This window comes from Pseudoalteromonas sp. OANN1 (genome assembly GCF_024124685.1).
Classification (GTDB): Bacteria; Pseudomonadota; Gammaproteobacteria; order Enterobacterales; family Alteromonadaceae; genus Pseudoalteromonas; species Pseudoalteromonas piscicida.
This window is the reverse complement of record NZ_JAMXSE010000013.1, coordinates 109,465-123,433: the sequence shown is the minus strand read 5'-3', so window position 1 is coordinate 123,433 and position 13,969 is coordinate 109,465. Positions and strand designations below refer to the sequence as shown.

The 13,969-nt window shown below is 43.7% G+C and carries 15 protein-coding genes and 3 tRNA genes; 5 read left to right on the top strand and 13 right to left on the bottom strand.

The features are described 5' to 3' along the window. Positions 1–224: 224 nt before the first annotated feature. The 5 genes from NH462_RS12540 to nudE all read right to left on the bottom strand — a co-directional run bounded on the left by NH462_RS12540 (position 225) and on the right by nudE (position 2,183). Positions 225–301 (bottom strand) — tRNA-Met (locus NH462_RS12540). A 59-nt stretch (positions 302–360) separates the two neighbouring features. Next, positions 361–437, bottom strand: a tRNA-Met gene (locus NH462_RS12535). 165 nt (positions 438–602) lie between these two features. Beyond that, positions 603–679, bottom strand: a tRNA-Met gene (locus tag NH462_RS12530). A gap of 135 nt (positions 680–814) precedes the next feature. After that, entirely contained in the window at positions 815–1,618 is an 804-nt protein-coding gene (gene cysQ, locus NH462_RS12525; protein ID WP_253105862.1) for a 3'(2'),5'-bisphosphate nucleotidase CysQ, read from the bottom strand. A gap of 1 nt (position 1,619) precedes the next feature. Beyond that, positions 1,620–2,183, bottom strand: a complete 564-nt coding sequence (gene nudE, locus NH462_RS12520) for an ADP compounds hydrolase NudE (RefSeq protein ID WP_017219353.1) — start codon at positions 2,181–2,183, stop codon at positions 1,620–1,622. A gap of 61 nt (positions 2,184–2,244) precedes the next feature. On the opposite strand from nudE, the gene yrfG reads away from it, so the two are divergent. Next, the gene (gene yrfG / locus NH462_RS12515; protein ID WP_010374509.1) at positions 2,245–2,904 is read left to right on the top strand and encodes a GMP/IMP nucleotidase; all 660 of its coding nucleotides are present in this window, start codon (positions 2,245–2,247) and stop codon (positions 2,902–2,904) included. Here the strand turns inward: yrfG and NH462_RS12510 are convergent. After that, the gene (locus NH462_RS12510; RefSeq protein WP_017219351.1) at positions 2,901–3,521 is read right to left on the bottom strand and encodes a dUTP diphosphatase; all 621 of its coding nucleotides are present in this window, start codon (positions 3,519–3,521) and stop codon (positions 2,901–2,903) included. The two genes, yrfG and NH462_RS12510, sit on opposite strands and share 4 nt — an antisense overlap. Before the next feature lie 114 nt (positions 3,522–3,635). Between NH462_RS12510 and NH462_RS12505 the strand changes: the two genes are divergently transcribed. Then, positions 3,636–4,262, top strand: a complete 627-nt coding sequence (locus tag NH462_RS12505) for a peroxiredoxin-like family protein (protein ID WP_010374504.1) — start codon at positions 3,636–3,638, stop codon at positions 4,260–4,262. 37 nt (positions 4,263–4,299) lie between these two features. Here NH462_RS12505 and NH462_RS12500 read toward each other — a convergent pair whose 3' ends face one another. The 3 genes from NH462_RS12500 to NH462_RS12490 all read right to left on the bottom strand — a co-directional run bounded on the left by NH462_RS12500 (position 4,300) and on the right by NH462_RS12490 (position 7,758). Next, positions 4,300–6,633 (bottom strand): fatty acid cis/trans isomerase, encoded by a 2,334-nt coding sequence (locus NH462_RS12500; RefSeq protein WP_253105861.1) that lies wholly within the window; start codon positions 6,631–6,633, stop codon positions 4,300–4,302. Continuing rightward, a complete protein-coding gene (locus NH462_RS12495; RefSeq protein ID WP_010374501.1) occupies positions 6,634–7,005 on the bottom strand; it encodes a hypothetical protein in 372 nt (123 codons plus the stop codon). It lies immediately after the preceding gene. Positions 7,006–7,092: 87 nt separating this feature from the next. Further along, positions 7,093–7,758 (bottom strand): SDR family oxidoreductase, encoded by a 666-nt coding sequence (locus NH462_RS12490; protein ID WP_253105860.1) that lies wholly within the window; start codon positions 7,756–7,758, stop codon positions 7,093–7,095. Positions 7,759–7,915: 157 nt separating this feature from the next. On the opposite strand from NH462_RS12490, the gene NH462_RS12485 reads away from it, so the two are divergent. Beyond that, the gene (locus NH462_RS12485) at positions 7,916–8,644 is read left to right on the top strand and encodes a transporter substrate-binding domain-containing protein (protein ID WP_253105859.1); all 729 of its coding nucleotides are present in this window, start codon (positions 7,916–7,918) and stop codon (positions 8,642–8,644) included. Here NH462_RS12485 and NH462_RS12480 read toward each other — a convergent pair. Beyond that, on the bottom strand, positions 8,641–9,441 hold the full coding sequence (locus NH462_RS12480; RefSeq protein ID WP_253105858.1) for a VOC family protein: 801 nt from the start codon (positions 9,439–9,441) through the stop codon (positions 8,641–8,643). The genes NH462_RS12485 and NH462_RS12480 overlap by 4 nt on opposite strands. 180 nt (positions 9,442–9,621) lie before the next feature. On the opposite strand from NH462_RS12480, the gene NH462_RS12475 reads away from it, so the two are divergent. Together NH462_RS12475 and NH462_RS12470 are read left to right on the top strand one after the other, a co-directional pair. Continuing rightward, complete coding sequence (locus NH462_RS12475) at positions 9,622–10,092, top strand: DUF3015 family protein (RefSeq protein ID WP_069023445.1); 471 nt, start codon at positions 9,622–9,624, stop codon at positions 10,090–10,092. 9 nt (positions 10,093–10,101) lie between these two features. Next, positions 10,102–11,946 (top strand): DUF4105 domain-containing protein, encoded by a 1,845-nt coding sequence (locus tag NH462_RS12470; RefSeq protein ID WP_253105857.1) that lies wholly within the window; start codon positions 10,102–10,104, stop codon positions 11,944–11,946. 4 nt (positions 11,947–11,950) lie between these two features. On the opposite strand, the gene NH462_RS12465 is transcribed toward NH462_RS12470, so the two are convergent. From NH462_RS12465 to NH462_RS12455, 3 genes are read right to left on the bottom strand one after another with little or no spacing between them, the layout of a single operon-like run. Beyond that, on the bottom strand, positions 11,951–12,607 hold the full coding sequence (locus tag NH462_RS12465; protein WP_253105856.1) for a DUF799 domain-containing protein: 657 nt from the start codon (positions 12,605–12,607) through the stop codon (positions 11,951–11,953). Position 12,608: 1 nt separating this feature from the next. Then, the gene (locus NH462_RS12460) at positions 12,609–12,953 is read right to left on the bottom strand and encodes a DUF4810 domain-containing protein (protein ID WP_253105855.1); all 345 of its coding nucleotides are present in this window, start codon (positions 12,951–12,953) and stop codon (positions 12,609–12,611) included. Positions 12,954–12,994: 41 nt separating this feature from the next. Beyond that, positions 12,995–13,663, bottom strand: coding sequence for a CsgG/HfaB family protein (locus tag NH462_RS12455; RefSeq protein WP_253105854.1), 669 nt, complete (start codon positions 13,661–13,663; stop codon positions 12,995–12,997). Positions 13,664–13,969 lie beyond the last annotated feature (306 nt).

The following is a 13,969-nucleotide window of genomic DNA, read 5'->3' as shown; positions in this document are numbered from 1 at the left end:
TGAAAATTGAGGCGATGACCTAGAGAGTCAATACTTAGATTTCAAACCAATTAAGAAGTGTTTGCAAGAGCGGCTAATTTATGAAGAGTGAACCGACGACTTTTGTACGAGTTCTTTAGATTATGCAGTCCAATTAAGAATTGGTTACGGGAGCCATTAACTTATGAAGAGTGAACCGACGAATTTCGGAGTAGTTCTTTAGATTATGCAGTCCAATTAAAAATTGGTTGCGGGAGCCGGATTTGAACCGACGACCTTCGGGTTATGAGCCCGACGAGCTACCAGGCTGCTCCATCCCGCGCCTGTATTTGTACTTAATTTTGAGTCTTGTACTTGAGACTTTATACATCCAACTGATGTTGGTTGCGGGAGCCGGATTTGAACCGACGACCTTCGGGTTATGAGCCCGACGAGCTACCAGGCTGCTCCATCCCGCGCCTGTATATTTTTGTGAATCTATTCTTCGTCGGGGACCGACGACCTTCGATTCTTTCCAGGTTTAGCGAGTCCGACGAATGATTTATCATTCTGCTCCATCCCGCGCCTGTATTTGTACTTAATTTTAAGTCTTGTACTTGAGACTTTATACATCCAACTGATGTTGGTTGCGGGAGCCGGATTTGAACCGACGACCTTCGGGTTATGAGCCCGACGAGCTACCAGGCTGCTCCATCCCGCGCCTGTAAACTCTTAAAAAGGACTTCCCTTTCAAGAGGCCGCTATAATAATGGATTAAAATTTTATTGCAAGGGATTTAATGCTTAAAACAATTCAAGTGCGCAAAAATCCCACAACCTTCAACTTTAACCGTTATTTATTCTATCGTTCGATGATGTGGACTGATCAACTTTTGCCATTGCCAGTCGGGGTGCCCCATAACAATAAAGTCTGGGTTTTCGGTAGTTTCTCGTCGATTGTAGGTCAACGGGTTAAACTCAGCATCGGTAATACAACCCCCGGCTTCTTCCACGATGATTTGTGACGCGCCAGTATCCCACTCTCCCGTTGGTCCTACTCGTAAAAAGCAATCCGCCTTGCCTTCTGCGATAATGCAGGCTTTTAATGAACATGAACCAAGTGCCACAGTATCGAACTGACTATTTAAGTACTGACTTACCGCTTCAAGCTTTTGTCTACGACTTACAGCCAATGTCAGTGTTTCTCGTGGCGAGACGAAAATACGTTTACTTTCGCCTGAGTCACTACGTTTAAACGCACCTTCATCTTTGCTGGCGTAATATGTCAGCCCTTGAGATGGCCAGTAAATGACGCCTAACACAGGATGATTATTTTCGATGAGCGCAATATTGACGGCAAAGTCACCGCTTTCAAGAATAAACTCCCCAGTGCCATCCATAGGATCGAGTAACCAGTATCGTTGCCAACCTTGTCGCTCACTCAATGGTGGAATTGGTGTTTCTTCAGACATTACCGGAATGTCAGGTGCTATTTCAGCAAGACCCGCCATTAAGATCTCATTAGATGCCAAATCTGCAGCAGTAACAGGAGTGTGGTCAGACTTTTCTTTTTTACCAATATCGTCAGCTTGATAAATTGCCATAATGGCTTCACCGGCACGTTTTGCCAGTGCGATGCAAGGCTCTAAATAGGACTGCAATTTACGCCTCCAAATTCAAATGTGCTTTTAATAACAGTAGTGCCGCGACACTTCTTGCTTCGGTAAAGTCCTCTTGATGTAACAGGTCATATAGTTTATCTAGCGGCCACTTCACTACTACCAGTGGCTCTGGCTCATCACCTTCAAGCTGCTCAGGGTAAAGTTCACTAGCGACCAAAATATGCATTTTGGCATTAAAGTAACTCGGTGCCAGTGACACTACTTTGAGCTCAGAGAAAGCATTTGCACCAAAACCCACTTCTTCTTTTAGCTCTCGGTTACCCGCTTCCACCGGGGTTTCGCCAGGGTCAATTAGCCCTTTGGGAAAGCCGAGTTGATAGTCATGTGTTCCTGCACAGTATTCTCTCACTAATAATAGCTCATTATCAGCCGTTATGGGCACGATCATTACTGCGCCACGGCCACCGCCACGGACTCTTTCGTATTCTCGTTGCTCGCCATTCGAAAAAGATAACGAAAGTGCTTCTACCGTGAATAATTTGCTTTTAGCCACGACGTCGCAAGCTAAAATTTCTGGTGGTGTGGGATGCTTTTTATGTGACATAGATCATTATTTGCTATCATGGCGAATAACCTAATCATAAAGCCTTTGAAGTTAAATGCCTATGCTAAATTGGTCAAATATCGATACCGTTTTGTTAGATATGGATGGCACATTACTCGACCTCCATTTTGATAATCACTTTTTTCTCGACGTCGTGCCTAAGGCACACGCAAAACGTCAAGGCTTAACCCTTGAGGCTGCAAGGGCCGACATCCTCGCGCGTTATGACGCGGTAATGGGCCAGATAGAATGGTATTGCCTAGATTATTGGCAGGAGCAACTACAGCTACCCATTATGGAGCTTAAACGTGAAGTGCAACACTTGATCTCAATTCGTGAGGATGTACCAGCGTTTTTAGAGGCCTTAAGAAAGAGTGGAAAACAGCTTATCTTGTTGACCAACGCTCACCCAAACAGCCTAAGTTTGAAAATTGAGCGTACCCAATTCGATAAGTATCTCGACAAATTGGTTTCAACCCATGAATATGGCGTAAGTAAGGAAAGTCAGATATTGTGGCAACAGGTAGAGCGTGATTTGGGCTTTGATAAGTCCCGCACTTTATTTGTGGACGATAGCATTAGCGTGTTAAATGCTGCGAAAGAATTTGGTATTGGCCATTTGCTTGCCGTTGCTAACCCTGACAGTCGGCAACCAGAGCGAGAGATCACTGAATATCTTTCAGTCTCCGATTACCGTACCTTGCTACCTATTATAGATTAAGCTGGGTAGCGAGCTTTTAAGCCGTCGTACACGTGTGTTTTAAAGTCTGGGTGCGCTGTATCTAGACTTTTCACCACTTCGACTAAGTGTTCGTTATCTTCTTGGCCATTCCATACCTTGATATAAGAACCATCTTTATAGCCATGGTCTTGACGGAAGAAGTTAAGCGTGTTTTTACCGACATATCCACGGTATAGGTCATCAATAGACATCCCGATTTGCTGCATACATCCCGCAAACGCATGGGCATCAAATTCGCGTTTGGTCACAGCCGCACTTGCAAGCAATTCAAGGGTTTCCTTGAAGTCTTCTGCGGTAGTCGGCTTTGCCAATTCAGCTTCTAACTGAGTCGCTAGTTGCTCAAATGACGTTTCGCCATCGATACGTAAAGACAAGCCAAAATGAAAAATATCCACTAGCTCTAAAATCACTTGCTCAGTATCTGGCGTTTGCTTTTTCCACCATTTCCAACCGTAGTGATCTAGCATTTCTGCACACTCAACCCAAATTGCGCGGTACCATTCAAACCCTTGTTCAAACCATTGTTGGTGTACTTTGGTGTTCATGGCATGTTGCATTTCTAGCATAACCACAAGCTTAGTGATGTTTGCAGACATTGTGCTCTCTCTTCATGGAAATCAATTACGAGCGATATCATACCGAAGTGAAAGATTTTCGCCAGCGCTTAGGTCTTCTGAGTCGATATCAACTTGAAACCCTAGGAACTTTTTATGCGTCATTTTATTTTATCGCTCGCTTTGGTTTGCTCAGCCTTTGTCAGCGCAGCTGAAATCACCAATATCGCCGCAGCACCTGAGCAAGTGAGCCCACTCCTTCCCGGCATTGATGCCCCTGCATTACAACTCAAAGATAAGTCAGGTAAAACTGTCGACCTCGCGACACGCTATAAAGAAAATATCACCGTACTGGTGATTTATCGTGGTGGCTGGTGTCCATACTGTTCAAGACAGCTCGCGGGGATCCAAGAAATTGAACCACAGCTTGTTAAAATGGGGGCACAAATTATTGCTATCGCACCAGACTCACCTGAGGCACTGGCAAAAAGTACAATTGAATCCCCTCACTACCAACTGTTGTCTGATAACGAAATGCGGATGAGCCAAGCGTTAGGTCTCGCCTATTTCCTAGATGATAAAACAGCCCTTGCTTATCGCAACAAGTTGGGCGTAAATTTTGTTGATTTTGAGGGGAACGATAAAGTTGCCTTGCCGGTGCCGGCGGTATTTGTAGTCGATAAGAAGGGCTTGATCCAATTTCAATACGCAAACCCAAATTACAAAGTGAGATTGGATGAAAGTGTGCTACTAGCTGCGGTAAAAGCCGCGAGTCAACTATAGGAAAAGCACATAAAAATGGAGTCCGAAGACTCCATTTTTAGCGATTTTCTAACCGGTTATAATCAAATAAGCCATATTCAACGCCACGTGTTTGCTTGGCAATATCGTGGATCAAATCACTGTAACGCCAAAACTCTGGGTGAGTCCTGCGGATCCCGTATTTCGCTCGTAGCGCTCGGTAATCCGACTCACTATTCATGTGGCTAAATGATGAGACGAAGTCCTCTTGTGCTGCCTCGCTTTCTAAATACCAAATTGCCTCTGGGTAATCTCCGATAAAGCCTGGCACAATCGTCGCAGCGTCTTCTGTATAAGCTCTTTGCCCTTCTTCATTTAACAAACTGGAGATGTTGTAGTGAGCATTATGGTGTAATAGCGAGAACGCTTGATGTGAACCGTCGCTTTGTTTAGTAATAATAAACGAGACCTGAGGAAGCAAATTAATCGCCCTAACGGACATGCTATTGAGTGCCTGCAGTGGCTTGCCTACGGCTTGATAGTCATAATCCCGATTTAGAACGGGTTTAAGCACAGCATGCAGTTTGTCATACAGCTCTTGCTTTGGATCGTCCGTTTCGTATTTTATCCCCGTTGGCGCACCGATTAGTGATTTACGATTGATAAACTCACTTAAACTCAAGTGTGACTTACGATACCAATAGCGTTTAATTTCCTGACGATGACTAAGTGGCAGTAAATTTAAAAAGTTTTGCTCACCTTCAAGCCTCAAGAAGTCCATATATAAGCGTGTGATCAGCTGATGACCAATGTTGCCATACACATCAAAACCCGCCACCAGTAAGTAGTGAATGCGCTCGAACAAGGCATAGTCTAATACCCAAGCTGTTTTGGGAGGCTGACCAATAAAACCTTTAACCACCGTTGCGCTGTCAAAATGACGGAAGATAGTTAATGCTGCATTCGGGTTTTCCCCCTCACCACGCCAAATCAAGTCCATATTGAGACGCTGCCCATCGGCAAACATCTTATCTGCAAGCTCAGTTTTAGCACGTAAGTAATCCTGCTGCTTAGTAGCGTATTTAGCCCAACTGGAAAGCGGTAACGCATTACTTTGCTCAGCCGCAGGTAGCACCAAATCTTCATCATGTTTAAGCAGCAGCTGGTTCACCGCTTCATTACTATTTTTTTCAGGATCAACAAACGCCACCCAAAAATGGTCGTTAATGACGTTAAGCGCTATTTGACCTCGGCATACAGGGCCTTTGATAAAGCCTTTTACAATTAACTCGGCCTCATCCAGCATAAATTGATAACGAGAATTGACCGGAATATCTTTGAATACCTTAAATGGGTTTGCTGCAAGCTCTGGCTCATAACCTGGCAGTTCATCCACGTGATAATCCGCTGCATAAAATTGCTGATGTAACCGTGATAGCTTAGCGTCGTTCAATGCCAGTGGCATGTGAGTTTTTGACAAAATAGTACTGCGCACTTGCATCAATCGATAATACACCCTATCGATCTCAGGATCGTCAAACGGACGCACCGAGCTCACCAGCGCGATTGGCTGACCAGGCGGTGTGCTTGAGCGTACCAATTGGAAAAACGCGGGGTCATCCAGATGAGGGAAGTGGATATGGGCTAAATACCAATGCTCAAATATATAACGCGCGGCAAGGCGGTGTTTATTCGAGTCCTGATTAAGAAATTGTTCCCACTTCTTCACTTCTTTTTGTGCTGCAATACTTGGCTTCGCAATCTGGCTCATTTTACTGCCACTTTGCAGCCATGCTTCCAAGGTTTTGAATTCATCCTGCGTGAGCGCTGGTAAGCCGTAGGGCATACCCGCATGAGGCTGTTGTTTCGCAAGGGTAGAAAATTCATCCATGGTTGGGCAAGACTGCGTTCTATCTAAAGAGAAATCAAACTCTTTACCCAAGATGCCTTGCTCAGGAAAACGATGAGACATTTTTAACAGCAAGCTATTATAAAGCACACTTCCAGCTAGGTTGCTGTATTCAGATTGATTGCGCTCATTCAGCACTGGGGTAAAACCACGCTCACGCCACTGTGTCGTAGTTTGGGCGTCAAACAACAGCCGGGTTGGTGTTTGAGCTAACAACCGCGTGCCGTCATACACTAATTCCTTCGACAATCCCCTATCTATTCCTTCTGGAGATGACAGTTTGAGCTGGCAAGGTGCATCATAACAACCATGACAAACCACACAACGCGACTCCAAAATGGGCTTCACGCTTTGTAAGTAACGTGCACCGCCTTGGTGATATTGTTCGATTCGTGCTTGGGGTTGCTCTGGTCCAAACATATCATCATATTTAGACACACCCAAAGCCACACATCCAGAAAGCACGGCGACAACCACCGCACAAAACAGTACACGTTTAGACATTTACTCGCCCTCGTCGTCATCCAGCCCAAGATCAAAAGTCGGCATCATTTCTACTGGAGGCGAGACAAATAATGCATCGCTACTGGTGCTCAGCACAGCACTGAGAATAGGCCCACGATTAATGAGCAATTGCAACTGATGTTCTGCCCCTATCAACTCAGTCACTGTCGTACTAATGTTGTTGAGCGCATAGTCATCAATATGCAAGCTAATATTCTCATCTTCTTTTGGGTTTTGGCACAAATGAGCAAGGAGGTTCTCACTCAACATCACTGATACTTCAGCATCTGGAGAGTCGATATCACGATTCTCGATGTTGTCATCTAACAAAAAAAGCGGCAGTGACAATGGGGTATCTTGTTGTAATTCCATCAAAGGTTACCATCTGAATATTTGCTTTATATTAGCACAGTTAGATGGCTGATGGCTGAAAAGGGGGCGACGATGCGCCCAGCTTGATTACCAAGGAAGCGTGTCGCCATTGGAGTGCCAAAAACCACCACTGTTTTCGATAGTTAGGTGTTCAATTCTCTTAATTAAACGTTCCGCCGCAACATCTGGACCAATATCACCTGCAAATCCCACCATCTGCGTTTGTACAAAGCCTGGATGGAATAGTCCAACAGCGATATCTTGGTTTTTCAGCTCGTGAGCCATACTCACACTCGCCGCATTTAATGCTGCTTTCGACATTCTATAACCAATGTAACCACCAGAACCATTATCTGCAATCGAACCCATACGACTTGTGATCATGGCAACTTTACTACCTGCTTTGAGGTTATCGAGCAGTGCATGAGTAACTCGAATTGGTCCTAACGCATTAACGTTAAATTGGTGGTCGATATTTTCAAAATCCATTTCCGCTAGCGTTTCATTATGAAATACCCCAGCGTTATTAATAAGAATGTCTATCTTCTTCGAGCCCAATGCCGCCAATAACTTTTTCGCACCATTTTCTGTCGCAACATCGATATCTTCAATGATATCCACGCCTAGAGATTCTACTTCTGCCGATGCTTTGCGAACAACCGCAGTTACTTTGCAGTCTAGAGATAAGTATTGTTTACAAAACTCTAATCCGATCCCACGGTTAGCACCGGTCACTAAAACATGTAGTGTCATATCCTTCTCCTCACGATTTTTATGCTCAAACTATTACAATTGGTATGAGTTTACTAAACTCAAGGTCAATCTCGACTGAATTCATTTTTATGATGTACTTTTTCACTTTCTGACAACTTTGCTACAGTTATAACTCTGAAAACCGTAAGGATATGTTGTGAAACTCGCACTTAGCACCCTCTTGCTTCTCTTTATCCACAAGGCGGCGTTCGCCTACCAAATCAATGTCAGTGAGCTGGTCGCTTATCAGCTTGGCCAACAGCAAATCGCGCAACTCATGCAAAAGATATACGCACCTTTGGATATCACCCCCACACTCGTCGTGTTACCCAGTGAGCGCGGATTAGAATATGTAGATCAAGGGTTTTATGATGCGGAAGCAGGACGCACTAGCGCTATTGCAAATGCCTATCCTAACTTACTGCAAATACCCGAACCACTTGTAACCGTGCAAATGGCGGTGTTTTGTCTCAAGAAGGAACATTGTACTTTGTCGACCCAGCAAGACTATGTGGTCATACAAGGCAGTTTAATAACGGAGCAAGTTTGTCAGCGTAAGAAGTTGACCTGTAATGCGGTTTCTAACGACGTTTCTGCGTTTCAAGCGCTTGAAAAAGGTCATGTAGAACAAATTTTAGCTGATGACTTATTTGCGCTTGGTGCGCTATGTCAGTCAGGACTCGCCGCGGTTTATGTGCGTAGGCTACGAGATGCGAGTTATCCTATTTATCACTATATCAATCGCAAACACCAAGACCTACTGCCGAAATTAACTGCGTCTATCAAGCAGCTAAATAGCAGTGGCGAGCGCGACATTATCTTTAGTAAACTCTCAGGTCACTTTGCCACTTGCCATGGCAAAGTGATTGAATTAGAAATGCATTAAGTTGAAATATCATCCATAGCAGATTCTATGATAGAGAATACCGCCCCTTGAGGGTCGGTTATCACGCTAAAGCGACCCACTTCTGGTATATCTGTCGGCGGTACACAAATTTCTCCGCCAAGCTTTTGGGCATATTCAGCTTTACTATCACAGTCCAATACCGCAATGTAAATCATCCAGTGCGGAGGAATGTCTTCACCCCACTCTGTCGTCATTTCTAACATGCCAGCGACGGGTTGCTCATTTACTTTGAATAAGGTGTAGTCCATATTTCCCATGTCTTTGACTTCGACTTGCCATCCAAATAATGCTGAATAAAAGTCACGACTTTTGGCGCTGTTTTTACTCACTAGCTCGAACCAATATGGAGTGTTCGCTTCAAGATGACGTTGCGTCCCAATATGGCCACCCTCTTGCCATAACGCAAAAACCGCTCCACCTGGCTCCTTTAACATCACCATTCGCCCGGCCCCTGGGACATCATGAGGGCCTGCAAGCACTTCAGCACCGAGTTCGTTGGCTTTGTTTAGACATTCATCGACATTGTCTACCGCCACATAAACAAGCCAGTGACTAGGTATGCCTCCTTGTTGTTGCTCAGCGGTCATCTGATACATCGCTGCGACATCATCGGCTTCTTTTTGCAACATGGTGTAATAACAATCTTCACCAATGGGTTGGTCAAGAATTTGCCAATCAAATAGTTGGCTATAGAAGGGTTTTGCTGACTGCCAGTCGCTTGAACACAATTCAATCCAACAAAAATAACCGGGTCTAAATTCACTAATTATTGCCATGATAAGCACCAAACTCATTCAAGTGTATTGAATATAGCAGCAGTAGCCTAAAGCCGCCTGAGGCATTTACACAAATTTACAAGTGTGGGAGGTTTATTGTTGTGGAATTAAAAATTAACCTATAGAATTCCGTTCCGCCTTTGAAGACTAGGCGAAATAAAAACAACTATAGGATGTAAAATGTTTAAAACAACTCTAGCTGCAGCAATCGTCGTTGGCGCAATGACTGCCCCTCTAGCTGCACACGCTTCTGATTCTGTAAATCCTTGGCAAGAATGTGGTATCGGTGCAATCATCTTCCCAGATAATGGTGCTGCCGCTGCAATTTCGAATATCATTTGGGACCTTGGTACGACTGCTGTTTCTACAAAAATTTCATCTGTAGAATCTTGTGCTGGTCGTGAAGTTAAAACTGCAATGTTTATTCAGCAAACATTCCCTACACTTGAGCAAGAAATTGCGGAAGGTCAAGGTGAATACGTATCTGCGATGTTAGCAGTACGTGGCTGTGACGCAGCAGCAACAGCTGACATTGTAACCGCTATCAGAAATGACTACGCAGCGCAGCCTGCGAATAACGCTGAAGCACTATACAACATCGTAGAAACTCGCGTTTCGACTAGCTATTCAGCTCAGTGTAACGCAAGCTAAATAGTATAGGTGAGCACACCTAGTAGCGCTGTGCTCACTTTTTTGATGAAGACCGTTCTCAAATATTCAGCTTACAGCTTACTGTTTTATAGTACAGCCACATTAAGCTTTGATACCAACGAGCTGGCCCAAAACACAACGTGGCAAAAACTTCTCCATCTAAAGAAAGATGGCCACAGTTTAATAAAATCAGCTTCTTTTTTTCTATCTGATCACACCCAATTTTCACCAGCGAACGAACTTAATGCAACTATTGCAGCTTTTCAACGTGAGCCTAGTTCACAGTGCCAATTTCCGGCTCGAGCCAAGTGGCTAAGATCCCAAGGCGTTCCCTTGCCAAACCCGCCAGCTTGCGTGGCTTTTGATGATTGGAAAAATGAAGGTAACTGGAGTTCTATCAGCTTAGTGTTTGCCTCCGGATACATGAGCAACCCAGCCTCGTTGTATGGGCATATGTTACTTAAAATCGGCTCTCAATCAGATCACAATATCCTGTTAGACCGGAGTGTCAATTATGGCGCAATCGTTCCAGAGGACGAAAATGGGTTAGTTTATATAGCTAAAGGGTTGTTTGGCGGCTACCAGGCTGGCTTTTCAGATCAGCGATTTTTTCATCACCACCACAACTACAGTGCGGACGAGCTACGTGACCTTTGGGAGTACAAATTAAACTTAACACCAGATGAAGTCGAATTGATTACAAAACACCTTTGGGAGTTACTAAACGCTCAATTTGATTATTACTTTGCTGACGAAAATTGCGCATTTCATATCGCACAACTTATTGAACTTGTGCTTGATAAGCCATTAACGGCTGACCTACCGCCTTGGGTGATCCCTGTCACTATTTTTGATAGATTGAATCAAGCTAAGCACCAAGATAATTCTTTAGTGTCAGCGATTCATTATATTCCTTCAACAAGCAGTAAGTTCTACAACCTATATGAAAAATTAAGTCCTGAGCTCAGATCGTTGGCAATCCATCTTTATCACCATCAAAAAGACTTCAATAATGAAAAGTATCAACAGCTTCCAACTGAGCAAAAAGTAACATTACTTGAGGTATTGATGAGCTTTATACAGCTGCAACTTACCTTAGAAAGAGATGAGACGCGTAACAGTGAATTTAAACGTGTACTGCTAAAAGAGCGAATAAAGCTTCCAGCAGGCATCAGTAAGGCGAAATCTCACTTGGCTATAACACCAAGTGACAAAGCACCACACTTGGCAACAAAACCGTCGAAAGTAAGCCTAGCCGTTCAATCACAGCCCGATTCCGAGTATACCGTGAGGTTTGGCTTTAGATTGACGTATTTTGATTCGCTTTCTCCAGACACCGCTAGAGTTAAATTTTCAAACTTAGAAATGCTGGATGTAGAACTTGCACTAGCTGATAACGACATTGATATTTACAAGTTTGACGTGCTGGATTTAGAGTCTTTTAATCCAAGCTATGCAAAAGGGTTTGATAACCAAAACTGGGCTTGGCGCCTACGCTTAGGCTATGAAAAGCAGCAGGCTTATTGTAATGATTGCGCTTTTTTTGGATTAAATACTGCTGCAGGCTACGCCCACCTGCTAAATGCTAGCAGCATCACATTTGCTCTCGCAACAATAGAAACTTTTTCTATAAATAACAATTACTATCTCAGCCCTGGCATTGAAGTTGGCTTACTTTCAAGGCTAAATAATTCTTTTGCATTAAGAACATCCATCGCGAAAAATACCCATCACGCAACACATATCAAACTTGAGCTCGCAAACCAGCTTTCGCCTCAATCCGATGTAAGGATTGGTTGGGACTATGCAGAAACATCCCGACTTTCATTACAGTTCAATTATTATTGGGATTAGTGGCTCACTTCGACTGCCCATACTTAGGTGAGCGCACGCCATAAAGCAAACCATTGCTTGAGTCCGCTGATAATAATCTCTGTGATGCTTTCTGTGAAACTTCGAATCCTTTATCTGAAGTGCTTTCAATCACCTGATTAAGTACCGCGCCAATCAATGCGCCAGCCAAACTGTTATCACGGTCATCTCTGTCTTCACTACTTGACGCTTTTGACTTACCACGCCAAATTACTTGGCCAGTTTTTAAATCAACCAACCTTGCCGATAACGCGACTGTAGTGTCACTATCTAATACAACGTATGACGTACCATAATCTTGAATCTCTATGTATAACGCAGCATCGGCAGCAAATATTTCATAGAGCTTGTCTATCGCGACACTGTGAACATCATGAGCCACAGTTAAGCCGTTATTTTTAAAAGTCTCGTTTACCAAAGATACTGGAAAAACATAATAGCCAGAGTCAGCAAGTGGCTTCACCACCGTCGCCATTACTCCAAAAGGGGCTACAACTTCATTGGTATTATTGACAGGCGGTAGCACCAGTATCGACTTAGGATCGCTTTGAATAAAAGCGCTGTAATCCTGTTTAGGTGCCGTCGCACAGCCATTCAATAAGGCAAAAGTCAAAAGCACCAAGCTCGCTTTAATCCATTTCATGTTATTCTCCCTGCGCATTTTTTTGTAAAAAGTCGATATATTGCTTGGACTCAGGATACAGTTGTTTTTCCTTTTCAAAATAGGCAAACCCTTTGCTGTCATCCCCTTGCATCAAGTATAAGTAGCCGAGATGCGCATACATGCCTGGTGCTGGGCTGACCTGAGTTGCTTCGGCGCGCGTTATGCTTGACTCTAATTGACTGACCTGCTCCTCAAGGGACTGTCCGTCACCTCGAAAGAACTCATAAAGGTTACGTTCGTAAGAACCGTAATAATATTGGGGTGTCGTACTCTGACACCCAGACAATATTAATAGTAAAGTCGCCACAAATATCGTTTGCTTCATAATTTACCTGAGGTTTAGATTAGCTGTCTGTGGGGGATTGCCTATAAAGGCTTCCAATCGCCTTTCTCAATGCCGCTAACCAAGTTATTAACGGCCTCGCGAATAGCTAAATCCAGTACCTTGCCGTTTAGCGTTGAGTCATACCCCGCAGTGCCACCAAAACCAACTACTTCGCGATTAGATAAACTGTATTCTCCAGCACCTTGCACTGAGTAGACGACTTCTGAACTAGTCACATCAACGATATTCAGATTTACCTTAGCGTAAGCAATTTGCGATTTTCCTTTACCTAAAATGCCGAATAATTGTTTATCACCTACTTCTTTTCGGCCAAACTCAGAAACATCTCCCGTGATCACAAAGTTAGCACCCTTAATACTTTGTTTTGCGCCAGCAAATCCAGCTTCTTGGGCGATCTCTGTCATGTTTTCTCTATCTAAAACAATAAAGCGATTACTCTGCTGTAAATGGGTGGTCAGAATAGTTTTAGCCTGAGAGCCCAAGCGGTCCGGTCCTGAACTAAACACACCATTGTGAAAAGCTGAACGGTTTTGCAATTTACCAACCGCTAACTGGCTTTTTGGGCCATTGTAAGCTTGATTATATGAGGCCACTTTTGGTGTTTCTACCGTTCTTGATGCTTCCGTTGCGCAACCCGCGGTTAATCCGACAAACGTCAATGCAATTACTGTGGCGAGCGGTTTATTCATTATCATTCTCCTAGAGTCATATGCGTCTGTCTGTGACGCGACGATTCGTTTTGTTAATAACAATGTAGATAAATTTAGCTGACTTTAGTGTTAATTTTTGTTTGGGAAAAATGCAATAACGCTACATCTAGTGAGAATTTTAAAGATAGTGCAAAATCAAACCGAATACAGCACTGAAAAAAGTAGTGCAGACGACTTTTGGAAAGGCCATCAACAAACCTAGAATCCTTTTAGCAACAAACAGTTATGAATTTATAAGTTTGTGATTTGCTTAGTGCTGCACAAAGCACCAAGCAAAATTACTGT

Bases quoted from the DNA above. Each gene is read 5' to 3' on its own strand.
- nudE (WP_017219353.1), bottom strand. From the start codon at position 2,183: ATGTCACATAAAAAGCATCCCACACCACCAGAAATTTTAGCTTGCGAC.
- yrfG (WP_010374509.1), top strand. From the start codon at position 2,245: ATGCTAAATTGGTCAAATATCGATACCGTTTTGTTAGATATGGATGGC.
- NH462_RS12510 (WP_017219351.1), bottom strand. From the start codon at position 3,521: ATGTCTGCAAACATCACTAAGCTTGTGGTTATGCTAGAAATGCAACAT.
- NH462_RS12505 (WP_010374504.1), top strand. From the start codon at position 3,636: ATGCGTCATTTTATTTTATCGCTCGCTTTGGTTTGCTCAGCCTTTGTC.
- NH462_RS12500 (WP_253105861.1), bottom strand. From the start codon at position 6,633: ATGTCTAAACGTGTACTGTTTTGTGCGGTGGTTGTCGCCGTGCTTTCT.
- NH462_RS12495 (WP_010374501.1), bottom strand. From the start codon at position 7,005: ATGGAATTACAACAAGATACCCCATTGTCACTGCCGCTTTTTTTGTTA.
- NH462_RS12490 (WP_253105860.1), bottom strand. From the start codon at position 7,758: ATGACACTACATGTTTTAGTGACCGGTGCTAACCGTGGGATCGGATTA.
- NH462_RS12480 (WP_253105858.1), bottom strand. From the start codon at position 9,441: ATGGCAATAATTAGTGAATTTAGACCCGGTTATTTTTGTTGGATTGAA.
- NH462_RS12475 (WP_069023445.1), top strand. From the start codon at position 9,622: ATGTTTAAAACAACTCTAGCTGCAGCAATCGTCGTTGGCGCAATGACT.
- NH462_RS12465 (WP_253105856.1), bottom strand. From the start codon at position 12,607: ATGAAATGGATTAAAGCGAGCTTGGTGCTTTTGACTTTTGCCTTATTG.
- NH462_RS12460 (WP_253105855.1), bottom strand. From the start codon at position 12,953: ATGAAGCAAACGATATTTGTGGCGACTTTACTATTAATATTGTCTGGG.
- NH462_RS12455 (WP_253105854.1), bottom strand. From the start codon at position 13,663: ATGAATAAACCGCTCGCCACAGTAATTGCATTGACGTTTGTCGGATTA.